Annotated in this window: 16 protein-coding genes and 1 riboswitch; of the genes, 5 read left to right on the plus strand and 11 right to left on the minus strand. The window is 68.9% G+C overall.

The features are described from left to right. Positions 1–78 precede the first annotated feature (78 nt). Positions 79–1,029 carry a sugar-binding transcriptional regulator gene (locus tag EDD41_RS10245; protein WP_123575826.1) on the minus strand — a complete coding sequence of 317 codons (951 nt, stop codon included), beginning with the start codon at positions 1,027–1,029 and terminating at the stop codon, positions 79–81. 161 nt (positions 1,030–1,190) lie between these two features. On the opposite strand from EDD41_RS10245, the gene glpK reads away from it, so the two are divergent. Both glpK and EDD41_RS10255 read left to right on the plus strand, forming a co-directional pair. Next, positions 1,191–2,732 (plus strand): glycerol kinase GlpK, encoded by a 1,542-nt coding sequence (gene glpK, locus EDD41_RS10250; RefSeq protein WP_123575827.1) that lies wholly within the window; start codon positions 1,191–1,193, stop codon positions 2,730–2,732. Positions 2,733–3,118: 386 nt separating this feature from the next. Continuing rightward, entirely contained in the window at positions 3,119–3,655 is a 537-nt protein-coding gene (locus EDD41_RS10255; protein WP_211336629.1) for a TetR/AcrR family transcriptional regulator, read from the plus strand. Here EDD41_RS10255 and EDD41_RS10260 read toward each other — a convergent pair. The 10 genes from EDD41_RS10260 to EDD41_RS10305 form a co-directional block, all read right to left on the minus strand. Continuing rightward, on the minus strand, positions 3,601–3,969 hold the full coding sequence (locus EDD41_RS10260; protein ID WP_123575829.1) for a hypothetical protein: 369 nt from the start codon (positions 3,967–3,969) through the stop codon (positions 3,601–3,603). The genes EDD41_RS10255 and EDD41_RS10260 overlap by 55 nt on opposite strands. Beyond that, positions 3,962–4,564 (minus strand): RNA polymerase sigma factor SigM, encoded by a 603-nt coding sequence (gene sigM, locus EDD41_RS10265; RefSeq protein ID WP_245995611.1) that lies wholly within the window; start codon positions 4,562–4,564, stop codon positions 3,962–3,964. The genes EDD41_RS10260 and sigM overlap by 8 nt, the downstream gene beginning before the upstream one ends. Further along, positions 4,561–6,540: a protein kinase gene (locus tag EDD41_RS10270; protein ID WP_245995612.1), complete on the minus strand. Its 1,980-nt coding sequence runs from the start codon at positions 6,538–6,540 to the stop codon at positions 4,561–4,563. Before EDD41_RS10270 ends, sigM begins: the two co-directional genes overlap by 4 nt. A gap of 10 nt (positions 6,541–6,550) precedes the next feature. Then, positions 6,551–8,758: a DUF6049 family protein gene (locus EDD41_RS10275; protein ID WP_148060527.1), complete on the minus strand. Its 2,208-nt coding sequence runs from the start codon at positions 8,756–8,758 to the stop codon at positions 6,551–6,553. A gap of 9 nt (positions 8,759–8,767) precedes the next feature. Continuing rightward, a complete protein-coding gene (locus EDD41_RS10280) occupies positions 8,768–10,189 on the minus strand; it encodes a CCA tRNA nucleotidyltransferase (RefSeq protein ID WP_123577011.1) in 1,422 nt (473 codons plus the stop codon). Between the two features lie 335 nt (positions 10,190–10,524). Further along, positions 10,525–11,853: a sodium:proton antiporter gene (locus tag EDD41_RS10285; protein ID WP_123577013.1), complete on the minus strand. Its 1,329-nt coding sequence runs from the start codon at positions 11,851–11,853 to the stop codon at positions 10,525–10,527. Between the two features lie 62 nt (positions 11,854–11,915). Then, the gene (locus EDD41_RS10290; protein WP_245995613.1) at positions 11,916–12,845 is read right to left on the minus strand and encodes an EamA family transporter; all 930 of its coding nucleotides are present in this window, start codon (positions 12,843–12,845) and stop codon (positions 11,916–11,918) included. A gap of 366 nt (positions 12,846–13,211) precedes the next feature. Further along, positions 13,212–13,574 (minus strand): GntR family transcriptional regulator, encoded by a 363-nt coding sequence (locus tag EDD41_RS17855; RefSeq protein ID WP_094764306.1) that lies wholly within the window; start codon positions 13,572–13,574, stop codon positions 13,212–13,214. Continuing rightward, positions 13,571–14,461, minus strand: coding sequence for a hypothetical protein (locus EDD41_RS10300; protein WP_123575831.1), 891 nt, complete (start codon positions 14,459–14,461; stop codon positions 13,571–13,573). Before EDD41_RS10300 ends, EDD41_RS17855 begins: the two co-directional genes overlap by 4 nt. Positions 14,462–15,008: 547 nt before the next feature. Beyond that, on the minus strand, positions 15,009–15,899 hold the full coding sequence (locus EDD41_RS10305; RefSeq protein ID WP_094764308.1) for a mechanosensitive ion channel family protein: 891 nt from the start codon (positions 15,897–15,899) through the stop codon (positions 15,009–15,011). A 41-nt stretch (positions 15,900–15,940) separates the two neighbouring features. Continuing rightward, positions 15,941–16,053: riboswitch (cobalamin riboswitch) on the plus strand. Between the two features lie 35 nt (positions 16,054–16,088). Between EDD41_RS10305 and EDD41_RS10310 the strand changes: the two genes are divergently transcribed. The 3 genes from EDD41_RS10310 to EDD41_RS10320 are packed head-to-tail and all read left to right on the plus strand — an operon-like array spanning position 16,089 to position 18,693. Beyond that, a complete protein-coding gene (locus tag EDD41_RS10310) occupies positions 16,089–16,862 on the plus strand; it encodes a precorrin 6A synthase (RefSeq protein ID WP_123575832.1) in 774 nt (257 codons plus the stop codon). Continuing rightward, positions 16,859–17,638, plus strand: coding sequence for a cobalt-precorrin-6A reductase (locus EDD41_RS10315; protein ID WP_211336630.1), 780 nt, complete (start codon positions 16,859–16,861; stop codon positions 17,636–17,638). Before EDD41_RS10310 ends, EDD41_RS10315 begins: the two co-directional genes overlap by 4 nt. 56 nt (positions 17,639–17,694) lie before the next feature. Next, entirely contained in the window at positions 17,695–18,693 is a 999-nt protein-coding gene (locus EDD41_RS10320) for an NADP-dependent oxidoreductase (RefSeq protein ID WP_123575833.1), read from the plus strand. Positions 18,694–18,698: the final 5 nt, after the last annotated feature.

The following is an 18,698-nucleotide window of genomic DNA, read 5'->3' on the forward strand; positions in this document are numbered from 1 at the left end:
GGCGCTTGGATCGTGCCAATCCCATCCTGAGCCCCTGTGGGCTCTCAGTTTTGGGTCCGGACAGGCCCAAGGGGCGGGTCAGAGGCGCTCCAGCAGGGCCTGGGCGCAGGCCTCGTCGAGCACGACGTCGGTGGCGACGCGGGCCCGCAGGGCGCCCAGCAGGGGCGATGCCCTCTGGGCGCCGGCCACCACACAGATCCGACGGGGGATCCGGTGCAACTGGGTGGGCAACATGCCCGAGGCGCGGGCATTGATCGGAATGTCGGCCCAGGTGCCGTCCTCGCGCAGGAAGACCGTGTTCACGTCGCCGACGACCCGCTCCGCCCTGAGCTGGCCCATGTCGTTCTCGTCGAGGTATCCGGCGGAGTAGACATGGCTCGGGAGCTCGGAGCTCAGTCCGCCCACCCCGAAGACCGCCAGGTCGATCTTCTGGTGCAGGGCATGGACACTGCGCACGCTGCGCTCGCGCCACATCGCCTGCTTGGTCTCCGCGAAGTCGAACAGGGTGGGCACGGGGAAGGGCACCACCTGCGAATTGAAGGCCTGCGCGAACTGGGAGATGATCCCGCCCACATAGGGCATGCCGGAGTTCGTGGGGGAGGCTGCGCCATTCATCTGCACCACCGTGGTGCCCTTGGCCTCGTTGGGCTGGAGGTACTGCACGACGCTGCCCAGGGTGGTGCCCCAGGCGGTGCCGATCACCATGCCGTCGTCGATGGCTTCGCTGATCAGCTGACCGGCGGCCCGCGCCACCCGTTCGAGGCGCAGCACGTCGGAGGCGGACTCGCTGACCGGGACGATGTGGGCCCGCACCCCGAAGTGGCGGGAGATGGCCCGGCCCTGTCCGGTGTGGGGTCCGGCAGGCTGGGTCAACGTGATCTTCACCAGCCCACAATCCCTGGCCTGCTTGAGAAGCCGCGAGACGGTGCTGCGGGACATGCTCAGCTGGTGCGCGATGGACTCCATCGTCTCCCCCTGCACGTAGTACAGCGAGGCAGCCAGGAACATCTCTTCCGAGCGCTCGTTCATGGTGGAAGCGTATCAGTGCACGTGTGTGCACCGCAGTATCGCAATGGTGCACGACATGTTGTCATGGGTGTCAGTGCTAGTGGCAGGATCGTGCGCGCCCTCGGGCAGGGAGCAGGAAACCACCCGGCAGTCCGTCGTACTCACAATGAAGTGGAGCAACAATGTCCGACACCGAGACCAAGTACATCCTCGCCATCGACCAGGGGACCACCAGTTCCCGCGCCATCATCTTCGACCACGCTGGCCAGATCGTCTCCGTGGGCCAGAAGGAGCACGAGCAGATCTTCCCGCGGGCCGGCTGGGTGGAGCACAATCCTGCCGAGATCTGGAACAACGTGCGGGAGGTTGTCGCCCAGGCACTGAGCAAGGCGCAGCTGAACCGCCACAACATCTCCGCGGTGGGCATCACCAACCAGCGCGAGACCACGGTGGTCTGGAACAAGGAGACCGGCGAGGCGGTCTACAACGCCATCGTGTGGCAGGACACCCGCACCCAGAGGATCGTCGACGAGCTGGCCCTCGGTTCCGACGGCGTGGCTGACAACGACCGGTACAAGGAGAAGGTCGGCCTGCCGCTGGCCACCTACTTCTGCGGCCCCAAGGTCAAGTGGATCCTCGACAATGTGGACGGCGCCCGCGCCGACGCCGAGGCCGGCAAGCTGCTGATGGGCACCATGGACACCTGGGTGCTGTGGAACATGACCGGAGGTGTGGACGGAGGTGTCCACGTCACCGACGTCACCAATGCCTCGCGCACCATGCTGATGGACCTCGAGACCCTGCAGTGGGACGAGCAGATCTGCAAGGACATGACCATCCCGGTGAGCATGCTGCCCCAGATCAAGAGCTCTGCCGAGGTCTACGGAGTCGGCCGCAAGGAGGGATTCCTGATGGACATCCCGATTGCTGGCATCCTGGGTGACCAGCAGGCCGCGACCTTCGGGCAGGCCTGCTTCGAGAAGGGCATGGCCAAGAACACCTATGGCACCGGTTGCTTCATGCTGATGAACACGGGCACCGAGATCGTCCCCAGCAAGAACGGCCTGCTCACCACCGTCTGCTACAAGATCGGTGACCAGCCCGCCGTCTACGCCCTGGAGGGCTCGATCGCCGTCGCCGGTTCGCTGGTGCAGTGGCTGCGCGACAACCTCAAGATGTTCGACAGCGCCCCCGAGGTGGAGGAGCTGGCGGCCACCGTCGAGGACAATGGCGGCGCCTACTTCGTGCCGGCCTTCAGCGGCCTGTTCGCGCCCTACTGGCGCTCCGACGCCCGCGGTGCACTCGTCGGCCTGACCCGCTACGTGAACCGCGGTCACATCGCCCGCGCCGTGCTGGAGGCCACCGCCTACCAGACGCGTGAGGTGCTGGAGGCCATGGAGGCTGACTCGGGTGCCCCGCTGGCGGAACTCAAGGTGGACGGCGGCATGACCGCCAACGACACCCTGATGGCCTTCCAGGCCTGCCAGGTGGGTGTGCCGGTGGTGCGTCCCGTGGTCGCCGAGACGACGGCGCTCGGCGCCGCCTATGCCGCCGGAATCGCTGTCGGCTTCTGGCAGGGCGAGCATGACGTCATCGACAACTGGGCCGAGGACAAGCGCTGGGAGCCGGAGTGCGAGCAGGACGAGCGTGAGCGCCTCTTCCGCAACTGGAAGAAGGCCGTCACCAAGACCTTCGACTGGGTGGACGAGGACGTCAAGGAGTGACTCGCTGAACGCCCGTCGGCCTGCGACGGACTGCATCGAGGGGGGCGTGGCCACGGGCTGCGCCCCCTGTGGCGCGCCGACACGCTGTCAAACGGCTGAGAATGCAGTTCCGGTGACATTGGGCGGACTGACGGCATGGCCGCCCCATGTGGAGCGTCATGCATTCCTTGTGCTCGTGGGGAAATTCCTGGGACGCTTCACCAGCTGATCTTCTTGGCGGTAGACACAACCCCTTGTGGAGGGGATCTGAACTCCCAATGGTCGAGACTATTATGTCGTTCTACATAGTCGGTGTGGTGCATGATGTAGTGCACGCACGTCACACGTACGTGCACATTGATTGTTCGGGGGGACAACAAGTTATGGCGAAGGATGTCCGCGAGCGCATGGTGGTTGGGGCCACCAAATTGCTCGCTTCGAAGGGCCTGCAGGCGACCTCTTTCAGCGAGGTCATCGAACTCACCGAGACACCGCGCGGCTCGATCTACCACCACTTTCCCGGGGGCAAGGACGAACTGGTCCTGGCCGCCCTCGACGAGGCAGAGCGTCGCATGCTCGACGCCATCAGTGCCGCTGGCCAGGTCAGCGCGGAGACCGTGCTGCAGGCCGTCGTCGAGGTCTGGCGTGACCTGCTGTCCACGACCGAGGTGACCACCGGGTGTGCGGCCGTGGCCGTCACCGTGGCCACCGACAACGAGGCACTGCTCGACGCCTCCGCGCACGTCTTCGAGACCTGGACCGAACGGCTGACCGACCTCTTCACCGAGGCCGGGCTGGAGGCCGAGACCGCCCGCAGCTTCGCGAGCACAGTGCTGGCCACCGTCGAGGGGGCCGTCGTCATCGCCCGGGCCAAGCGCTCGCTGGAGGCCTATGACCAGTCCGTCGCCCTCTTGGGCATCCTGCTGAAGGCCCTGAAGGCCTGATCTTTCGCGTCGAGGGCCACCAGGTCCTCGACGTCCGCATCGGGATTGAAGTCGCTGTTCTCACGCAGGTCCTGCTCAACCTGCAAGGCATCGAGCACGCGCTGCCGAACTGCCTCCGGCAGCATCTGTCCGGGAGCCCGGCGCAGCACGTCGTGCACCCATGCGGCCTGGTCGGCCGGGGTCTGCGGTTGTTCCACGCTGTCCATCGGAAGCTCCTGCGAGTCGTCGTGCGCGGCCGTCATGGGGCCGTCACACTGGATTGGACGCACGTCGCCGGCATCTGGTTCACGTCCGGCACGGCTCGTGTCAGGCATTCGTCAGATCCTTGTCACGAAGGTCTTGCAGCAGTGGTGCCAGTTTGGCGCGGCCCCGGGAACAGCGGGACTTGATGGTGCCGGTGGCACAGCCAAGCATGGCTGCAGTCTCCTCCACGGAGTAGCCCTCCATGTCCACGAGGACGATGGCGGCCCGCTGGTCCGGATTGATGCTGTCCAGGGCCTCCAGGACGATCCGACGCAGTTCCCACCGCTCCGCTCCAGCCGTCAGGTCCGTGCCATCGGCCAGCTGCAGGTCACGGTCCACGTCGTCGGGCAGGCTCTGCACCTGGCGCACCTTGTTGTGGCGCAACCGGTCAAGACAGGCATTGACCACGATCCGGTGCAGCCAGGTGGTCACCTGCGAGTCCCCCCGGAAACCAGACGCCCGCCGAAAGGCGGAGATCATCGCGTCCTGCAAGGCATCCGCGGCATCCTCGGGCTTGCGCATGGTGCGCAGCGCCACCGCCCACAGCCGGTTCTGGTGCCGGCCGAAGAGCACCGCGAAGGCCTGCGGGTCACCCGCGACGTGGGCGGCGAGCAGTTGGTGGTCCGTCAAGGAGTCCGCATCCATGCCCTCTGCCAGCACGTTCACGACTGGACCTCGATCTCAGCGATGCCGGCCTGGTACTTGTTGCCGGAGACCTTCGGCAGGCTCGTGACGTAGACCAACAGGTAGCGGCTCTCCACGGACTGCTCCGGCTTCAGCTCGACGCTGGTGCCGGCCGACGGGAGGCTGGCCACCGTCGTCCAGTCCTTCTGGGAGCCTGTGGGGGCCTTGTCCGTGGCGGAGTCCTTCGGGACCCGCAGCTGAACGGCGGTGGGGGAGCCCTTGAGCGTGAGCTTCACGGTGCCCACCTTCTTGCGCTCACCCAGGTCAACCACCAGGCCGACGCCCGGCTTCAGCTTCCCCAGCTTCGCATCGTTCAGGTAGACCACGCTGGTCCACGCCGTCGCCGGATTGCCGTCGGTGGCGAGCTTGGCCTGGTCCGGGTTCTCCTGGCCATTGCCGCCGTCGCCCTCTGGGTCGAAGTCCGCCACCGAGGCGACCTGCAGCACCTGGCCGGCCTCGTCGCCGCCCAGCAGTCCACCGCCGGAGTCGTCCTTGTGCATGGCGACGCGGATCAGGGAGATCAGCAGGACGAGCGCCACCAGCGCCACCAGGATGGTCAGCCAGCGGCGACGTGGCGGGCGGCTGGAGCGGGCGGCGGCTGCCCGCGGCCGGGGGCGCGGCGGGGGCGCGGACGGGGTGGCCGGGCTCGCGGCGGCCACGGCATGCGCCGGCGTGGCCGTGGTGGCGCCGTGGGACCTCTGGCCGTGCGCTGCCTGGCCGTCGGGCCGGGGCACGGGCGTGAAGGGGGCGGTGGAGGTCATCGGGTCCTGGACGGCCATCTGTCCGGTGGTCTCCCACACGGCCTCCGAGTCCTCGGCCGGGACCACCGGGTAGCGCATCCGACGCTCCAGGTCCGCAGCGCCGTCGGCGGTGCCCAGCACCTTCGACAACGCGTGGGTGATCTGGTTGGCGGTGCGCAGCGGCATCTCGTTGTGGCGCGGGGCATCGGACAGGATCTGGTCACAGATGATGTCCAGCGCCGGGGAGACGCCGGAACGCACCTGGCGGGGCGTCAGCCAGCCACGCCCGTCCACCGGGGCGGCGGGCAGGCCCCAGCTGCGTCGCGGTTCGCCGTCATCTCCCAGGAGCTGCTCGCGGGCCGTGGGCCAGCGGGTCACCAGGCTGGCGTAGAGCACCTTGCCGATGGCCATCACGTCGGCCGCCTCGCGCTCCGACCAGGCCAGGGTGCCTTCGTCGGCATCCGGGTACATGGCGGCCTCGATCAGGAAGCCGACGATCTTCACATTGCCGGTGGCCGTGATGATCACCGTGTCCGGGTTGATCCGCTGGTGGAAGAGTCCCTCCGCGTGCATCGACTGCATCGCGTCGGCCAGCTCCCGGGCCACCCAGGCGGCCTCCAGGGCGCTCAGCGGTCCCTGGCGCAGCAGCTTCTCCACGCTCTCACCGGGGGCGAACTCGCACACCACCAGCGACGGCTCGCCGGGATTCTCGCCGACCACGGCGTCCAGCACCCGCAGGAAGCGGGAGTCCGTGGCGAAGGCAGCCTTCCGGGCCGCGTCCAGCACGTCCGGGGTGCGTGGATCGTCGGCGGCAAGCACATGCACCAGCACGGAACGGGAGAGCTTCTGGTCGAAGGCGCGCCAGGTGAGGGTGCCGCCGCGCTGGGCGAGCTGCTGCTCCAGCCGGTAACGGCCGGCGTACACGTCTCCGGCGCTGACCGTGGCCGTGGGTCGGTCCGCGGGCTCGCCCTCCGGTTCGCTGGTGGCCATGGCCGGGTGCAGGGTGTCGGACATCGGGTCAGGGGTGTCGGTGGCCTCGACGGGCTCGGTCGTCGGGGTGTGGTCGGCCGTCGGGGTGGGCTCGGCGGCCGGGGGTGCGGTCTCGGCCTCGTCCCCCGAGCTCGTCGAGGGATTCAGCAGTCGAGTGGCATCGTCCATCATCGTCGTGGGCGCATCGTCGGGCAGCGGTTCGCCCCCGTGGATCGGCTTGTCGTCCATCACGTCCCCATCACCCGTCGTCCCCGTCACACGCCGGGCGCGTCATCGGCCCGGTTGTTCCTGCGACGTTAGCCGATCCCCGGCGCTCTCGCTGCACCTGCCGGATCCGCATCGCCGTACCGGCCAGGAAGACCACTCCGGACGCAATGATGATGATCCAGCCCACCCGCCCGGCCTGGGTGGCGGTGATGGTCAGGTTCCGCGGGGTGCCGATCGCGCGACCCGTCGGCGTCGTCAACCTCGCCTGGACCCCCACCTCGCCATTTGCATGGGTGCTCACCCGCACCTTCACGGTCTCCGAGTCCCCGGGACCCACCGTCAGCACATCGGTGTCCGCGACGTTGATGCGCTGCGGATTCTCGGAGTCGAAGGCGATCCGCACGTGGACGGGATCCGGCAGGCCATTGCTGATCGTGACCGGAACCTCCTGGTTGCTGGAGCTGGTCACGAACTTGCTGACCACGTGCAGGTTCACCTTGTTGCTGGTGAGCACGGAACCCACCTGGGAACGGCTCGCCACCAGCCAGCGCAGGGCCGCGGCACGGTCACCCCGCCAGGAGGTGCTGAGCGCCTGCGGCAGGACCTGTTGCGTGAGCCGTTCCGCATCATTTCCCTTGGCCACGAGCTCACCCCAGGCCGTCAGGTCAGCCCGTCCCGACTTGACCTCATCCAGCCAGGACCGGTCCTCACGGTGGGCCGGCTGCGGGGAGGCGACGAAGCGCTCGGTCGTCCCGCTGGCCGCGACCAGCGCGGGCAGCGGGGTGCGGGTGCGCCAGGGCGCGTCGACAAGCTCCGCCGAGGCCTGCGCCGAGGTACTCACCAAGGAGACCATGGGCCGGGCCTGGACGAACTGGGTGGCCTGGAGGCGGCCGGCCAGCTGTGGTGCGGAGCGTGTCGGGTCCGGTCCCGGACCACCGTCGTGGATGGAGGTGCGGGGCACCACCAGGGCGGATTCGGCATCATCGGACCAGCGCTGCACGGCCGTCCCGGAGGCGGCATTCTCAGCCAGCACCAGTGCCGGCTTGATCCCGTCCAGCACATTCCGGGCGTTGTCGCCCAGCTTCAGGTCCGCGGGCACCACCGCCAGCGGCAGCTTCGCCAGCAGGTGCCCCGTCGGGGGCGTCGCGGCGGCCAGCTCCACCAACTCCGGGTGCCCACTGTCCACCGCCAACTGCACGTCGATGCCGCCCTGGAGCGTTCGGTAGGCGGCGCCACCGGAGACGACCGGCCCCAACTGCGTCAGGAAGTCCTCGGCGGCCTGTTGACCCTGTGTGGTGGGGGACGTGCTGCCCGTCACCCGGTAGCCGTCGGCCATGTCCGTCACCGCGTCCACAAGGGCCGGATCCACCAGCGCCGTCACCCCCGGTTGCCGGGCCAGCGTCACCAGCTGCCGCAGCCGGCCGGTCAGCTCCCCGGCCAGATGGTCATCCGCGAAGACCCCGTCGCCGGTGCGCGAGGGACGAGAACTGAGCAGCGCCACCGTCGCCACCGACGAATGCGGGCGGGATGCCTCCGGGGCAAAGACCACCAGCGACCGGGCCCGGCCCAGCGTCTGGTTCTGGCCGTCCTCGGGGATGCCGCGCACCTGGATGCCCACGAGGTAGGCGCCCGGCGTGGCGAAACCCAGTCCGTTCGCGCCCTGCACCGGTGCGCGCACGGTGAAGTCGGCGCTCTCACCGGGGGCGAAGGTCTTCTTCGGGGAGGCCTTCGTGCTGGGGAAGGCCTGGCTGGGCTGGGCGCCCACGTCAGTGATGTTGAAGATGTTCTCCGGCTGCAGCATCCGGCGGCCCACCGGATTGGCCGGGTCCGAGGCCAGGACCTCGGTGAGCACTTCGCCGTCTGTCACCGCATCGCTTGAGCGCCACAGGTGCACCTGCACATTGGTCACCGGCTTCGACGACGTGTTGGTCACCGAGCCCTGCAGGGTCACGGTGTCCGTCGCGGACGGTGAGACCGGTGTCACCTGGCTGAGCACCACGCTCAGGGTGGGAACGTCCTCGGCGCTGGCCGGGATCGCCACGACCGTCGCCAGCCCCAGCACGGCGAACAGCATCGCCAGCACACCCGAGAGGGCGCGATGCACAGCGGCCCGTGCGGGAGCACGATGTACAGCGGCCCGTGCGGGAGCACGACGAGCAGCGGCCCGTGCGGGAGCACGACGAGCAGCGGCCCGTGCAGGAGCACGATGGCCGACGGTGCGCGCCGGGGTGTGGATCACCCGTCCAGCCTAGTTGGCGGTCTGCGTGGAACGCTGCTGCCACCACTGCAGCAGTCTTTGCGTGGCCTGTGCCTCACCCAGTGGACCCTCGTCGATGCGCAGGTTGAGCAGGTACTTGTAGGCCTCGCCCACCTCACGCGACGGCTTGAGGCCCAGGATCTGCATGATCTGCTCCCCATCGAGGTCCGGACGCATGGAGTCCAGCTCCTCCTGTTCGGCGAGCACGGCGATGCGCTTCTCCAGGTCGTCGTAGGCGGCCCGCAGCCGGGCGGCCTTGCGTTGGTTTCGGGTGGTGCAGTCACTGCGGGTCAGGATGTGCAGGCGTTCCAGCTGGTCACCGGCGTCGCGCACATAGCGACGGACGGCGGAATCGCTCCACTGTCCCTCGCCGTAGCCGTGGAAGCGCAGGTGCTGCTCGATCAGCTGGCAGATCGCCTTGGTGTCGTCGCTGCTGAAGCGCAGCGCCTTGAGTCGCTTGCGGGCCAGCTTGGCACCGACGATGTCGTGGTGGTGGAAGCTGACCGTCCCGTCCTCCTCGAAGACGCGGGTGGCGGGCTTGCCGATGTCATGCAGCAGGGAGGCGACGCGCAGCACCAGGTCCGGCTGGTGGCCGCGGGCCTTCTCCAGCTCGATGGCCTGGTCCAGCACGATCAGGCTGTGCTGATAGACGTCCTTGTGGCGCTTGTGTTCGTCCTGGGTCTGGCGCAGCTGCGAGAGCTCCGGCAGCACCCGGTCCGCCAGGCCGGTGTTGACCAGCAGGTTCAGGCCCGGGCGCGGATGGTCCGTCAAGAGCAGCTTGCACAGCTCGTCGCGGATCCGCTCGGCACTGATGATCTCGATCCGGTCGGCCATCTCCGTCATGGCCTGTTGCACGTCCGGCGCGACGGTGAACTGCAGCTGGCTGGCGAAACGCGCGGCGCGCATCATGCGCAGCGGGTCGTCGGAGAAGGAACGCTCCGCGGTGAAGGGGGTGCGCAGCACGCAGGAGGCGAGGTCGGCCAGACCTCCGTAGGGGTCGACGAAGCGGTTCTTGGCGACGTCGTAGGCCATCGCGTTGACGGTGAAGTCCCGACGGATGAGGTCGTCGGCAATGTTGTCGCCGAAGTTCACCTCCGGCTTGCGGGAGTCGCTGCGGTAGATGTCGGCCCGGAAGGTGGTGATCTCGATCTGCCACTCGCCGCCCTGGGACTTCTTCTTTGCGCCGATGGTGCCGAAGTCCTTGCCGATGTCCCAGACGGCCTTGGTCCAGCCGCGCAGCAGCTTCTCGATGTCGTCGGGGCGGGCACTGGTGGTGAAGTCCAGATCATGCTGGAGCACGCCCAGCAGGGCGTCGCGTACCGGGCCACCCACTAGGTAGAGCTCGTGGCCGGCGTTGGCGAAGAGCTGGCCCAACTCCCCGACGACGGGTGTGCTGGCCAGCAGCCGCGCCATCTGGGCGGTCTGGGCGTCGTTCAACTCGTCTGGGATCTTCTCGGGCACCGCAGAAGTCTACTTGGGAACGGTGCCGGCGGCGCCCAGCGTGGGGCTCGGGCGCACACCGCTTCAGTCAGTGCGACAGTCCTCGCCTCCCACGGTGAGGGCCATCGCACTGTCCCGAGGGGGTCGGGTTCAAGCGGCGGGCAGGCGATGGCGGAGATTTATACTACGGCGGGTAGTATTTGATTTCTGTCCTGCCGAAGACCCCCGACTTCAGAGCGACGCGGGGAGCAGCAGTGAGGCCGTCCCCCGAGCGGGCCTCCTGCTGTTTCCAGTTCTTGCCGGCGGTGTCAGCGGGGAAGACGACGAGCGCGCACCGCTGCCCGGGCGAGGATGGCGAGCACCACCAGCGCTCCCAGGGCCTTGGCCCACAGGGGATCGGCGATGAAGAGCAGCACCATGGCGGCCAGTACCGGGGCCAGCTCGCGCACGCTCCACACCACATAGCCACCGAAGCTGGGCATCGGGCGACCCTGGGACTCCGCGACCGAGCGGACCATGAAGTTGGGTCCATTGCCGATGTAGGTCATCGCCCCGCACAGCACGCTGCCCAGGCTGATGGCCACCAGGTAGAACTCCGGGACGCCTGCGACGCGGGGGTCACCCGGCAGCTGGCTGGCCAGCTCGAAGAAGGTGGCATAGGTGGGAGCATTGTCCAGCACCGAGGACAGGCCGCCGGAGAAGAGGAAGAAGGTGATCTCGTTCAGCGGCAGCTTCGGGGCCATCGAGTCCAGGTACTGCAGGGCGGTGATCATGGTGGTGAAGATGCCCAGGAAGATGGCCGCCACCTCCAGGATGGGCGCCCAGCTGAATTCGTTTCGCGTGAAACGCACCTCCTTGGTGGACGTGATCCACGAGCCGGCGGCACAGCCGATCATGGCGAGCTCGCGCCACGGCGTCGGGAGGAAGGCCACGGAGCAGACCACACCGGCCAGCCAGACGAAGTTCACCGCACCCATCAGCTTCAGCGGGGTGATGTCGCTGGCGTCGCGGCTCAGGTGGTCGGCATCCTCGCGGGCCAGCATCGAGCGGTCCAGGCAGTAGTAGGAGACCAGCAGCAGGATGTTCACGAAGAGCCATTCTGGGAAGAGGGTGAAGGTCCAGGTGAAGGGAACCCCACGCAGCATGCCCAGGAAGAGCGGCGGATCACCCAGCGGCGTCAGCAGGCCACCGCAGTTGGCCACCACGAAGATGGCGTAGATGACCGTGTGGGCGGCGTGCTGGCGCTCCCGGTTGGTGTTGAGGATGGGGCGGATCAGCAGCATCGCGGCCCCCGTCGTGCCGATGATCGAGGCCAGCACCGCACCCACGGACAGGAAGATCGTGTTGTTGCGGGGGCTCGCCTTGATGTCACCGGCCAGGTGGATGCCGCCGGAGATGATGAACAACGAGCCGAGCAGGCAGATGAAGCTGGCGTACTCGTGCAGGGCGTGGGTGACGAGGTGGTGGTGACCGCTGAGCCAGACCCAGGCCGCCACCGGCACCCCCAGCAGCAGGGCGACGGCCAACTGGGTGCGCGGCTTCTCCCAGTGGTGTGCCAGCGAGGGCACCAGCGGTGCGATGGCGATGCTCAACAGCATCACGATGAAGGGGATGATGGCCCACCAGGAAACCTGCATGGGGGCCATGCTCTCAGACGACCACCGCGTGCGGAGGAGCGGACTGGCAACCGTGACGGACGTCAGGCGGAGCGGGTGGCGCCGATCGTCGCGGCGATCACACACCCCATGGCGAGCAGATCCGTCGCGCTCAAGGCCTCACGGAGCACCAGGAAGGCCATCAGTGCAGCCACCGCCGGCTCCGCGCTCATCAGGATCCCGAAGACCCGCGGTGGGATGGACTTCAGGGCGCGCATCTCCAGGGAGTAGGGAATGACGGAGCTGAGCAGGCCCACGCCGGCGCCGGCCAGCAGGACATCGAGGCGCCACAGCGTCGCGCCACCCTGCAGAATGCCGGGCACCGCCAACACCACCGCGCCAAAGGTGCAGGCGAAGGTCAGGGCATCGAGCCCCGGCCAGCTGCGGCCCGCCCTCGCGGTGGTGACGATGTAGCCGCCCCAACAGGCGCCGGCGGCCAGGGCGAAGGCCACTCCGACCGGGTCCAGGCTGGTGGGGGTGACGCCGAGCAGGGCGACACCGGCCAGGGCCAGCAGCGCCCAGACCACGTCGCGGGCCCGGCGGCTGCCCACCACGGAGACCGTGAGCGGGCCCAGGAATTCCAGGGTGACGGCGATCCCCAGCGGGAGGCGGTAGAAGGCCTCGTAGATGCACCAGTTCATCCCCACCAGGCACAGGGCATAGGCGATGCCGTCGGGCCAGGACCGCGGGGTGCGGTTGGTCGGGGTGCTGGCGGTCGGGGTGCTGGCGGCCGGGGTGCGGGCGGCTGGGGTGCGGGCGGCTGGGGTGCGGCGGGCACGCCGGATGCTCCAGATCACGAGCAGTGCCGCGCTGGCCGAGGCCAACCGCAGCCAGGTCATCGACGTCGGGGTGACCTGCCCGAAGACCGTCTTCGCGATCGCCGCGCCGAACTGCACCGACGCGATGGCCGCGAGCACCAGCCACAGGGTGCGGTTGGCCTGCGCGCGCTGAGTGGTGGAGGCGGGGTGTGTCACGGCCCCACCTTGTCACAGGCGCCTGATTCGCACGTCGCCACAGCTGTTCGACGTCGCTGACCTCGCGAGGGCCGCGACGTCGAATAGGTATCGCGACGTGGGGTGGGCCTGTGCCGGTCATGCTGCGACGTGAGTCTCCAGTCAGTGGCCGAGGTGGCCCGGGCCCCGGTGCGGCAGGTGACTCCGAGCGTGGCCCGGCACCTAGGTCCTGACCCCATCCCTGCGAGCGTTGCCCGTTGACGCGCCATGACGGTCAGCATGATTGCGGTGGCAAGGGGCATTGTCTGAGGGTGGGCTTCCTGAGGTGCCCGACGCGCAACTCTCGCAGGGGTTCGTGGCGCACACCCGGCGCCAGCGGCCCGCGGGTCAGGTCAGCTGTGACGTGACGGCCTCGCGGATGGCCTCATCCGGAGAGCCCAGGGCCCGGGCGCGGGCGACGAAGTCCTCGGCCAGTGCGTCGAGGGGATCCGGGGACGTGGTGGAGGCGGTGCCCGTGACGCGCGTGCCCGCTCCTCGCCCGGTGGACACCAGGCCCGCCTGCTCCAGCTCCTTGTAGGCGCGGGCCACCGTCCCCGTGGCCACCCCCAGGTCCCGGGCCAACTGGCGCACCGGCGGGATCCGGGTCCCCGTGGCCAGTTGGCCCGTGACGATCGCCGTCGCGATCTGGGCGCGCAGCTGTTCGTAGGGGGGTGTCGGGTCTTCGTCGCGGATCCGGATGGCGAGGCTCATGGCCCCACCCGCCGGGGGCTTCCGGGCACCAGGATGATGGCGGCTGCCCAGGCCGCCAGGGCGAGCAGGGGCAGGCAGCCCCAGATGGCGACGGCCTGGGCCCACTGGTTCGCGACGTGGTTCATCGGGTCGTCGTGGTTGCCGGCGAAGAAGCCGATGCCCATGGACGCGGTGAACAGGCAGACCAGGGCGGACCCGAAGACCGCCCCGGACAGGCAGGCCGCCAGGGCAGTGCTACTGCGGCGGCGGGCATCGTCGTCCACCGCGACGATGACTGGGTCCGAGCCGTTGCGCGGCCGACGCCGGGCGGCGATGGCCCCGATGGAGGTGATGGCCGACAGCACGACCAGGGCGATGACGAGGGGGACGGAGTAGTGGCTGCCAGGGAAGGGGGATCCGGCGCTGCTGTTGAGGCCGTCGGGGCTCTCCCAGTACCAGGCGGTGCCGGACGCGCTGCCGTGCCAGCCGGTGTTCTGGTGGTCGGCGCACCAGATGAGCAGTGCCACGAGCCCCATGGCTACCAGCGCGGTCCACAGCAGCAGGGCACGCGGCAGGTAGCGCTGGCCGGAGCGGTCTTCGAGGCCGGCGATCCCCGGGGTCTGGGCGGCGCGCCAGACGGCAAGTTCGGCGATCGTCAGGGCGGTGGCGATGCCCAACGCCAGCAGGGTTGGGGCCAGGTAGAAGCCGCGTCCCCGGTCAGTGGCGAAGACCGCGGCGCACAGGGCCGCACCCAGTACCAGGCCGAGCCAGCGGCCCCGGATGGTGGTGCCGTCGAGGTTCGCCAGACCAGGGTTCTGCGTGGCGACCAGGCGGATCTGGCGGCTTCGGGCCAGTACGAAGGTCAGCAGGACTGCCAGGGGAAGGACCAGGAGAAGTGGGGCAACCATGGGAAGACCTGTCTCTCGGCCCGATCTTGTACCGGGTGATTGGTACAAGAATGCAAGTGGAAGCATCTTGTGTCAAGAGGTTGACACAAGATCCCTGTGTTCCGATGTTCCGTCCGGACAGGTGTTTCGTTTGCCTGCTGGCCGCGACGTCGCGCCCCGGCTGGTTCGGTGCGCCGCTACCGGCTCGTGGCGACGGGTGTGCGGGGTGCCAGGAGCTGTCATGTAGCAACACTTCTGGGACACCGGGGTGCCAGGAGCGCCAGGTGGCGCGGAGTGCGTGGGGTGGCACAGGGTGCAGGAGGCGGCGCGACGTCCGGGGTCGAGGGTCGGGCAGAGCGCGTCGAGCAGCTTGGACGCGTCGGTTTCCTGCGCCACGACGCGCTGGCACGGGAAACCGGCGCTTGGCGTGGAACTTCTCGTGCGCCACGGTGCGGAATCGTGCGCCAGGCCGCGTTGGCGCAGGAAACCGACGCCAGGGCTGTGCCGCGCGGGTGGTGCGACTCGTCGAATTCCGGGCGGGCACGGGCTGGGGCTCCGGTCAGAACGGTCAGGCTGTCGTCGAGCCGGAACCCCAACCGGAGACGGCACCTCGCACACCGGCGGCGTCCAGGGCATGCTTCGCCCGCTCGCGCAGCTCGCGCTGCACCCCCCACTGCTGGTTGGCAAGGCACTTCGCGGTCATCCGCAGGGTCATGGCGGTGCCCGTGATGGTCTCGACGCCCAGCACTTCGGGCGGGTCGATCAGGTCTGCGGCGTGGTCCTCGTCGGCGGCGAAGTCCGTGGCCACCCGTTCCAGCAACTCGATGGCGCGGCCCGCGTCCTCGGCGGGGTGGATCGGCAGGTCCACCGTCGCGATGCTCCACCCCTGGCTGACATTGCCCACCTTGGTGATCTCGCCATTGCGCAGGTACCAGAGCATCCCGTTGGCATCGCGCACGCTGGTCACCCGCAGCCCGACATGCTCCACCGTGCCGGTCACCTCATTGACGGTGATCACGTCACCGACGCCGTACTGGTCCTCGACGGTCAGGAAGATGCCGCTGAGCACGTCCTTCACCAGACTCTGTGCGCCGAAGGCCAGCGCGACGCCACCCACGCCCGCCGAGGCCAGCACCGGCGCCAGGTCGATCCCGACATGGGACAGGACGGTCAACAGGGCGATCGTCGCGATCACGAAGGTGGCGGCGCTGCCCACCACGGAGCCCATCGTCGCCGCCCGCTGCGCCTGCCGCTCGGACTGCATGCCCGTCGCCGAGGCCAGGATCTGCCCCGGCCGGCCCAACTTCTCAAGGTGTTGGCGCGCCCGGTCCGTCGTCATCCGCACCATCCTGCGGATGGCCACTTGGACCAACCACCGGCCCACCACGGCAAGCAGGAGGATGAACGCGATGGCCACGGCGGTCTCGGGCCACATGAAGACGAGGCTTTCCAGGAGCATGGACCCATTGTGGCGGTTGAAGCGACCGATCCGCCGCTGGCTAGACTGAACGGGCCCGTGGCACCAGGAACCCGGTTCGACTCCGGGGCGGTTCCGCCACTGTGACAGCGCTCCCAGCGCCCAGCCAGACACTGGACACGGGCAGATCCGACCACACGATGGGGCGAGAACCCCACAGGAGGAAGAGCGATGAAGATCCGCATCCTGGGCATTGGCATGGGCCCCCAGCACGTCACCGCGGAGGTGGCCCGCGCCATCGAGGGGACGGACTACCTCGTCGCCTACGACAAGCGCTCGACGGCGGGTGCCCGCGTCGGGGATGGCACCGACGAGTTGTTCGCCGTCCGCCAGCGCGTCGCCGACGTGTACGACAAGGAACTCGTCGCCATCCCGGATCCCGAGCGGGACCGGCAACCGGACGACTACAAGGCCGCCGTCGCGGCCTGGCACAAGGCCCGCCTCGATGCCCTCGAGTCCGTCCTGCTCCAGCGCGCGCCCGGGCTGGCCGACGGGGGGACCATTGGCTTCCTGGCATGGGGTGACCCGGCCTTCTACGACTCGACCGTGCGGATCGTGACGGCAATCAGCGAGCGCACGGGCGCCGAGTGGGATGTGCTGCCGGGCGTGAGTGCCGTCCAACTGCTGGCGGCGAAGCACCGGATGAGCCTGCACCGCGTCGCGGAACCCGTCCACATCACCGCCGTCCGGCGCCTCCCGGAGGCCCTGGCCAGCGGCCAGCGCAACATCGTCGCGATGCTGGGCGAGGTGGACTGGTCCCAGCCCCCGATGGACGGTCTGGGCGAATGGCAGGTCCACTGGGGATCCAATCTGGGCGCCGTCGGCGAGCGGTTGGTCAGCGGGCGCCTCGACGACGTGCGAGAGGACATCATCCGGGCTCGTCAGGAGGCCTTCGACGAGGCCGGCTGGGTGATGGACCTTTGCCTGCTGCAGGGCCCCAAGTGACCCTTCGTCTCCTCATCCTGGGCGGCACCTCCGAAGGCCGGGAACTGGCGGCGGCCCTCGATGGCGAGGACGGCCTGCACGTCGTCTCCTCGCTTGCCGGGGCGGTGCCCAGACCGCGGCTTCCGGTGGGGGAGGTGCGGATCGGTGGCTTCGGTGGGGTCGACGGGCTGCGACGGGAGTTGGCTGGCTTCGACGTCGTCGTCGACGCCACCCACCCCTTTGCCCAGGGCATGACCCGCAATGCGGCGCAGGCCTGCGCCATCCTGCTCCCCGACGGGCGCCGGATTCCGCTGCTGCGCTTGTCCCGGCCCGGCTGGCCAGCGGAGCCGGGATGGCATGTCGTGCCCGATCACGACGAGGCAGCCACGGCGGCGGCCGCGCTGGGCCGCCGCGTCTTCATCACCGTCGGCCGCAATGAACTGGCCCGCTACCTGCCCGCGCTGCGGGGACACCACGTCGTGGCACGGATGGTGCAGGCCCCCGACCTCGAGTTGCCGGACTGCTGGCAGATCCTGACGGCTCGGGGCCCGTTCACGGCCGACGACGAGCGCGCCCTGATGCGGCAGCACCGTACCGAGGTCCTGGTCACCAAGAACTCCGGCGGTGAACAGACCCGGGCGAAGATGCTCGTCGCACGGGAACTGGGAGTCGAGTGCGTCGTGGTGGACCGTCCCCCGTCGCCGCCCGGTGTGCCCAGCGTCGCCGACGTGGCCGAAGCCGTGGCCTGGGTGCGACGGGTGGCCGGTGGTTCACCGGTCACCGATCCGTCCAGCTGAGCCGTGCGGTAATCACGGGTGGGAATCAATGGGGTGGCCAGACCGTTGTGCACCCCATGACCGCAACCCGCCAGATTGTCCTTGCCAGCCGCCCCTCGGGCTGGCCCACCGCCGAGAACTTCCGTCTGGAGGAGGTCCAGCTGCCCGCGCTGCAGCCCGGGCAGGTGCTTGTGCGCAACACCGCCATGTCCGTGGACCCGTACATGCGTGGCCGGATGAACGACGTGAAGTCCTATGTCCCGGCCTTCCAGCTGGACCAGCCGCTCGACGGGGGTGCCGTGGGTGAGGTCATCGAGTCCACCGCCGACGAGATTCCCGTCGGTACCCACGTGCTGCACGGTCTGGGTTGGCGGGAGCACGCGGTGCTGGACGCAGACAAGGCGCGCCCCGTGGACGTCAGTGCCGTGGGGGACACCCCCTACCTGGGTGTGCTCGGCATGCCCGGACTCACCGCCTATGCCGGTCTGATGGCTGCTGCCGAGTTCACCAGCGGCGATGCCGTCTTCGTCTCCGGTGCCGCCGGTGCCGTGGGCTCTCTGGTGGGGCAGATCGCGAAGCTGTCCGGCGCCTCCCGGGTGATCGGCAGCGCCGGAAGCCCGGAGAAGGTTGCCCGGCTGCTGGAGCTGGGCTTCGATGCGGCCTTCAACTACCGCGACGGGGACGTCGTGGGCCAGCTGGCCGCCGCCGCTCCCGAGGGCATCGACGTCTACTTCGACAATGTGGGTGGCGAGCACCTGGAGGCAGCCATCGGAGCCCTGAACGTCGACGGGCATGCGGCCTTGTGCGGCGCCATCGCGCAGTACAACTCCGACGACAAGCCCGCCGCCCCGCGCAACCTGGCGCTGGTGATCGGCAAGCGGTTGACCCTGCGCGGCTTCATCGTCGCCAAGTATGCGGATCTCGCCCCGGAATTCCAGCAGAAGATGACCGGTTGGTTGACCAGCGGCCAGATCAGCTTCGACGAGACCATCCGCGAGGGCCTGGACCAGGCGCCGCAGGCCTTCATCGACATGATGCGTGGTGCCAACACCGGCAAGATGGTGGTGCGTCTGTGAGGCTC

The sequence above is a fragment of the Luteococcus japonicus genome (genome assembly GCF_003752415.1).
In the GTDB taxonomy this organism is placed as follows: Bacteria; Actinomycetota; Actinomycetes; order Propionibacteriales; family Propionibacteriaceae; genus Luteococcus; species Luteococcus japonicus.

Coding starts and splice junctions, on each gene's coding strand:
- EDD41_RS17855 (WP_094764306.1), bottom strand. CDS start 13,574: ATGAGCCTCGCCATCCGGATCCGCGACGAAGACCCGACACCCCCCTAC.
- glpK (WP_123575827.1), top strand. CDS start 1,191: ATGTCCGACACCGAGACCAAGTACATCCTCGCCATCGACCAGGGGACC.
- EDD41_RS10320 (WP_123575833.1), top strand. CDS start 17,695: ATGACCGCAACCCGCCAGATTGTCCTTGCCAGCCGCCCCTCGGGCTGG.
- EDD41_RS10300 (WP_123575831.1), bottom strand. CDS start 14,461: ATGGTTGCCCCACTTCTCCTGGTCCTTCCCCTGGCAGTCCTGCTGACC.
- EDD41_RS10260 (WP_123575829.1), bottom strand. CDS start 3,969: ATGCCTGACACGAGCCGTGCCGGACGTGAACCAGATGCCGGCGACGTG.
- EDD41_RS10245 (WP_123575826.1), bottom strand. CDS start 1,029: ATGAACGAGCGCTCGGAAGAGATGTTCCTGGCTGCCTCGCTGTACTAC.
- EDD41_RS10270 (WP_245995612.1), bottom strand. CDS start 6,540: ATGGACGACAAGCCGATCCACGGGGGCGAACCGCTGCCCGACGATGCG.
- EDD41_RS10310 (WP_123575832.1), top strand. CDS start 16,089: ATGAAGATCCGCATCCTGGGCATTGGCATGGGCCCCCAGCACGTCACC.
- EDD41_RS10255 (WP_211336629.1), top strand. CDS start 3,119: ATGGTGGTTGGGGCCACCAAATTGCTCGCTTCGAAGGGCCTGCAGGCG.
- EDD41_RS10280 (WP_123577011.1), bottom strand. CDS start 10,189: ATGGCGCGGCTGCTGGCCAGCACACCCGTCGTCGGGGAGTTGGGCCAG.
- EDD41_RS10285 (WP_123577013.1), bottom strand. CDS start 11,853: ATGCAGGTTTCCTGGTGGGCCATCATCCCCTTCATCGTGATGCTGTTG.
- EDD41_RS10305 (WP_094764308.1), bottom strand. CDS start 15,899: ATGCTCCTGGAAAGCCTCGTCTTCATGTGGCCCGAGACCGCCGTGGCC.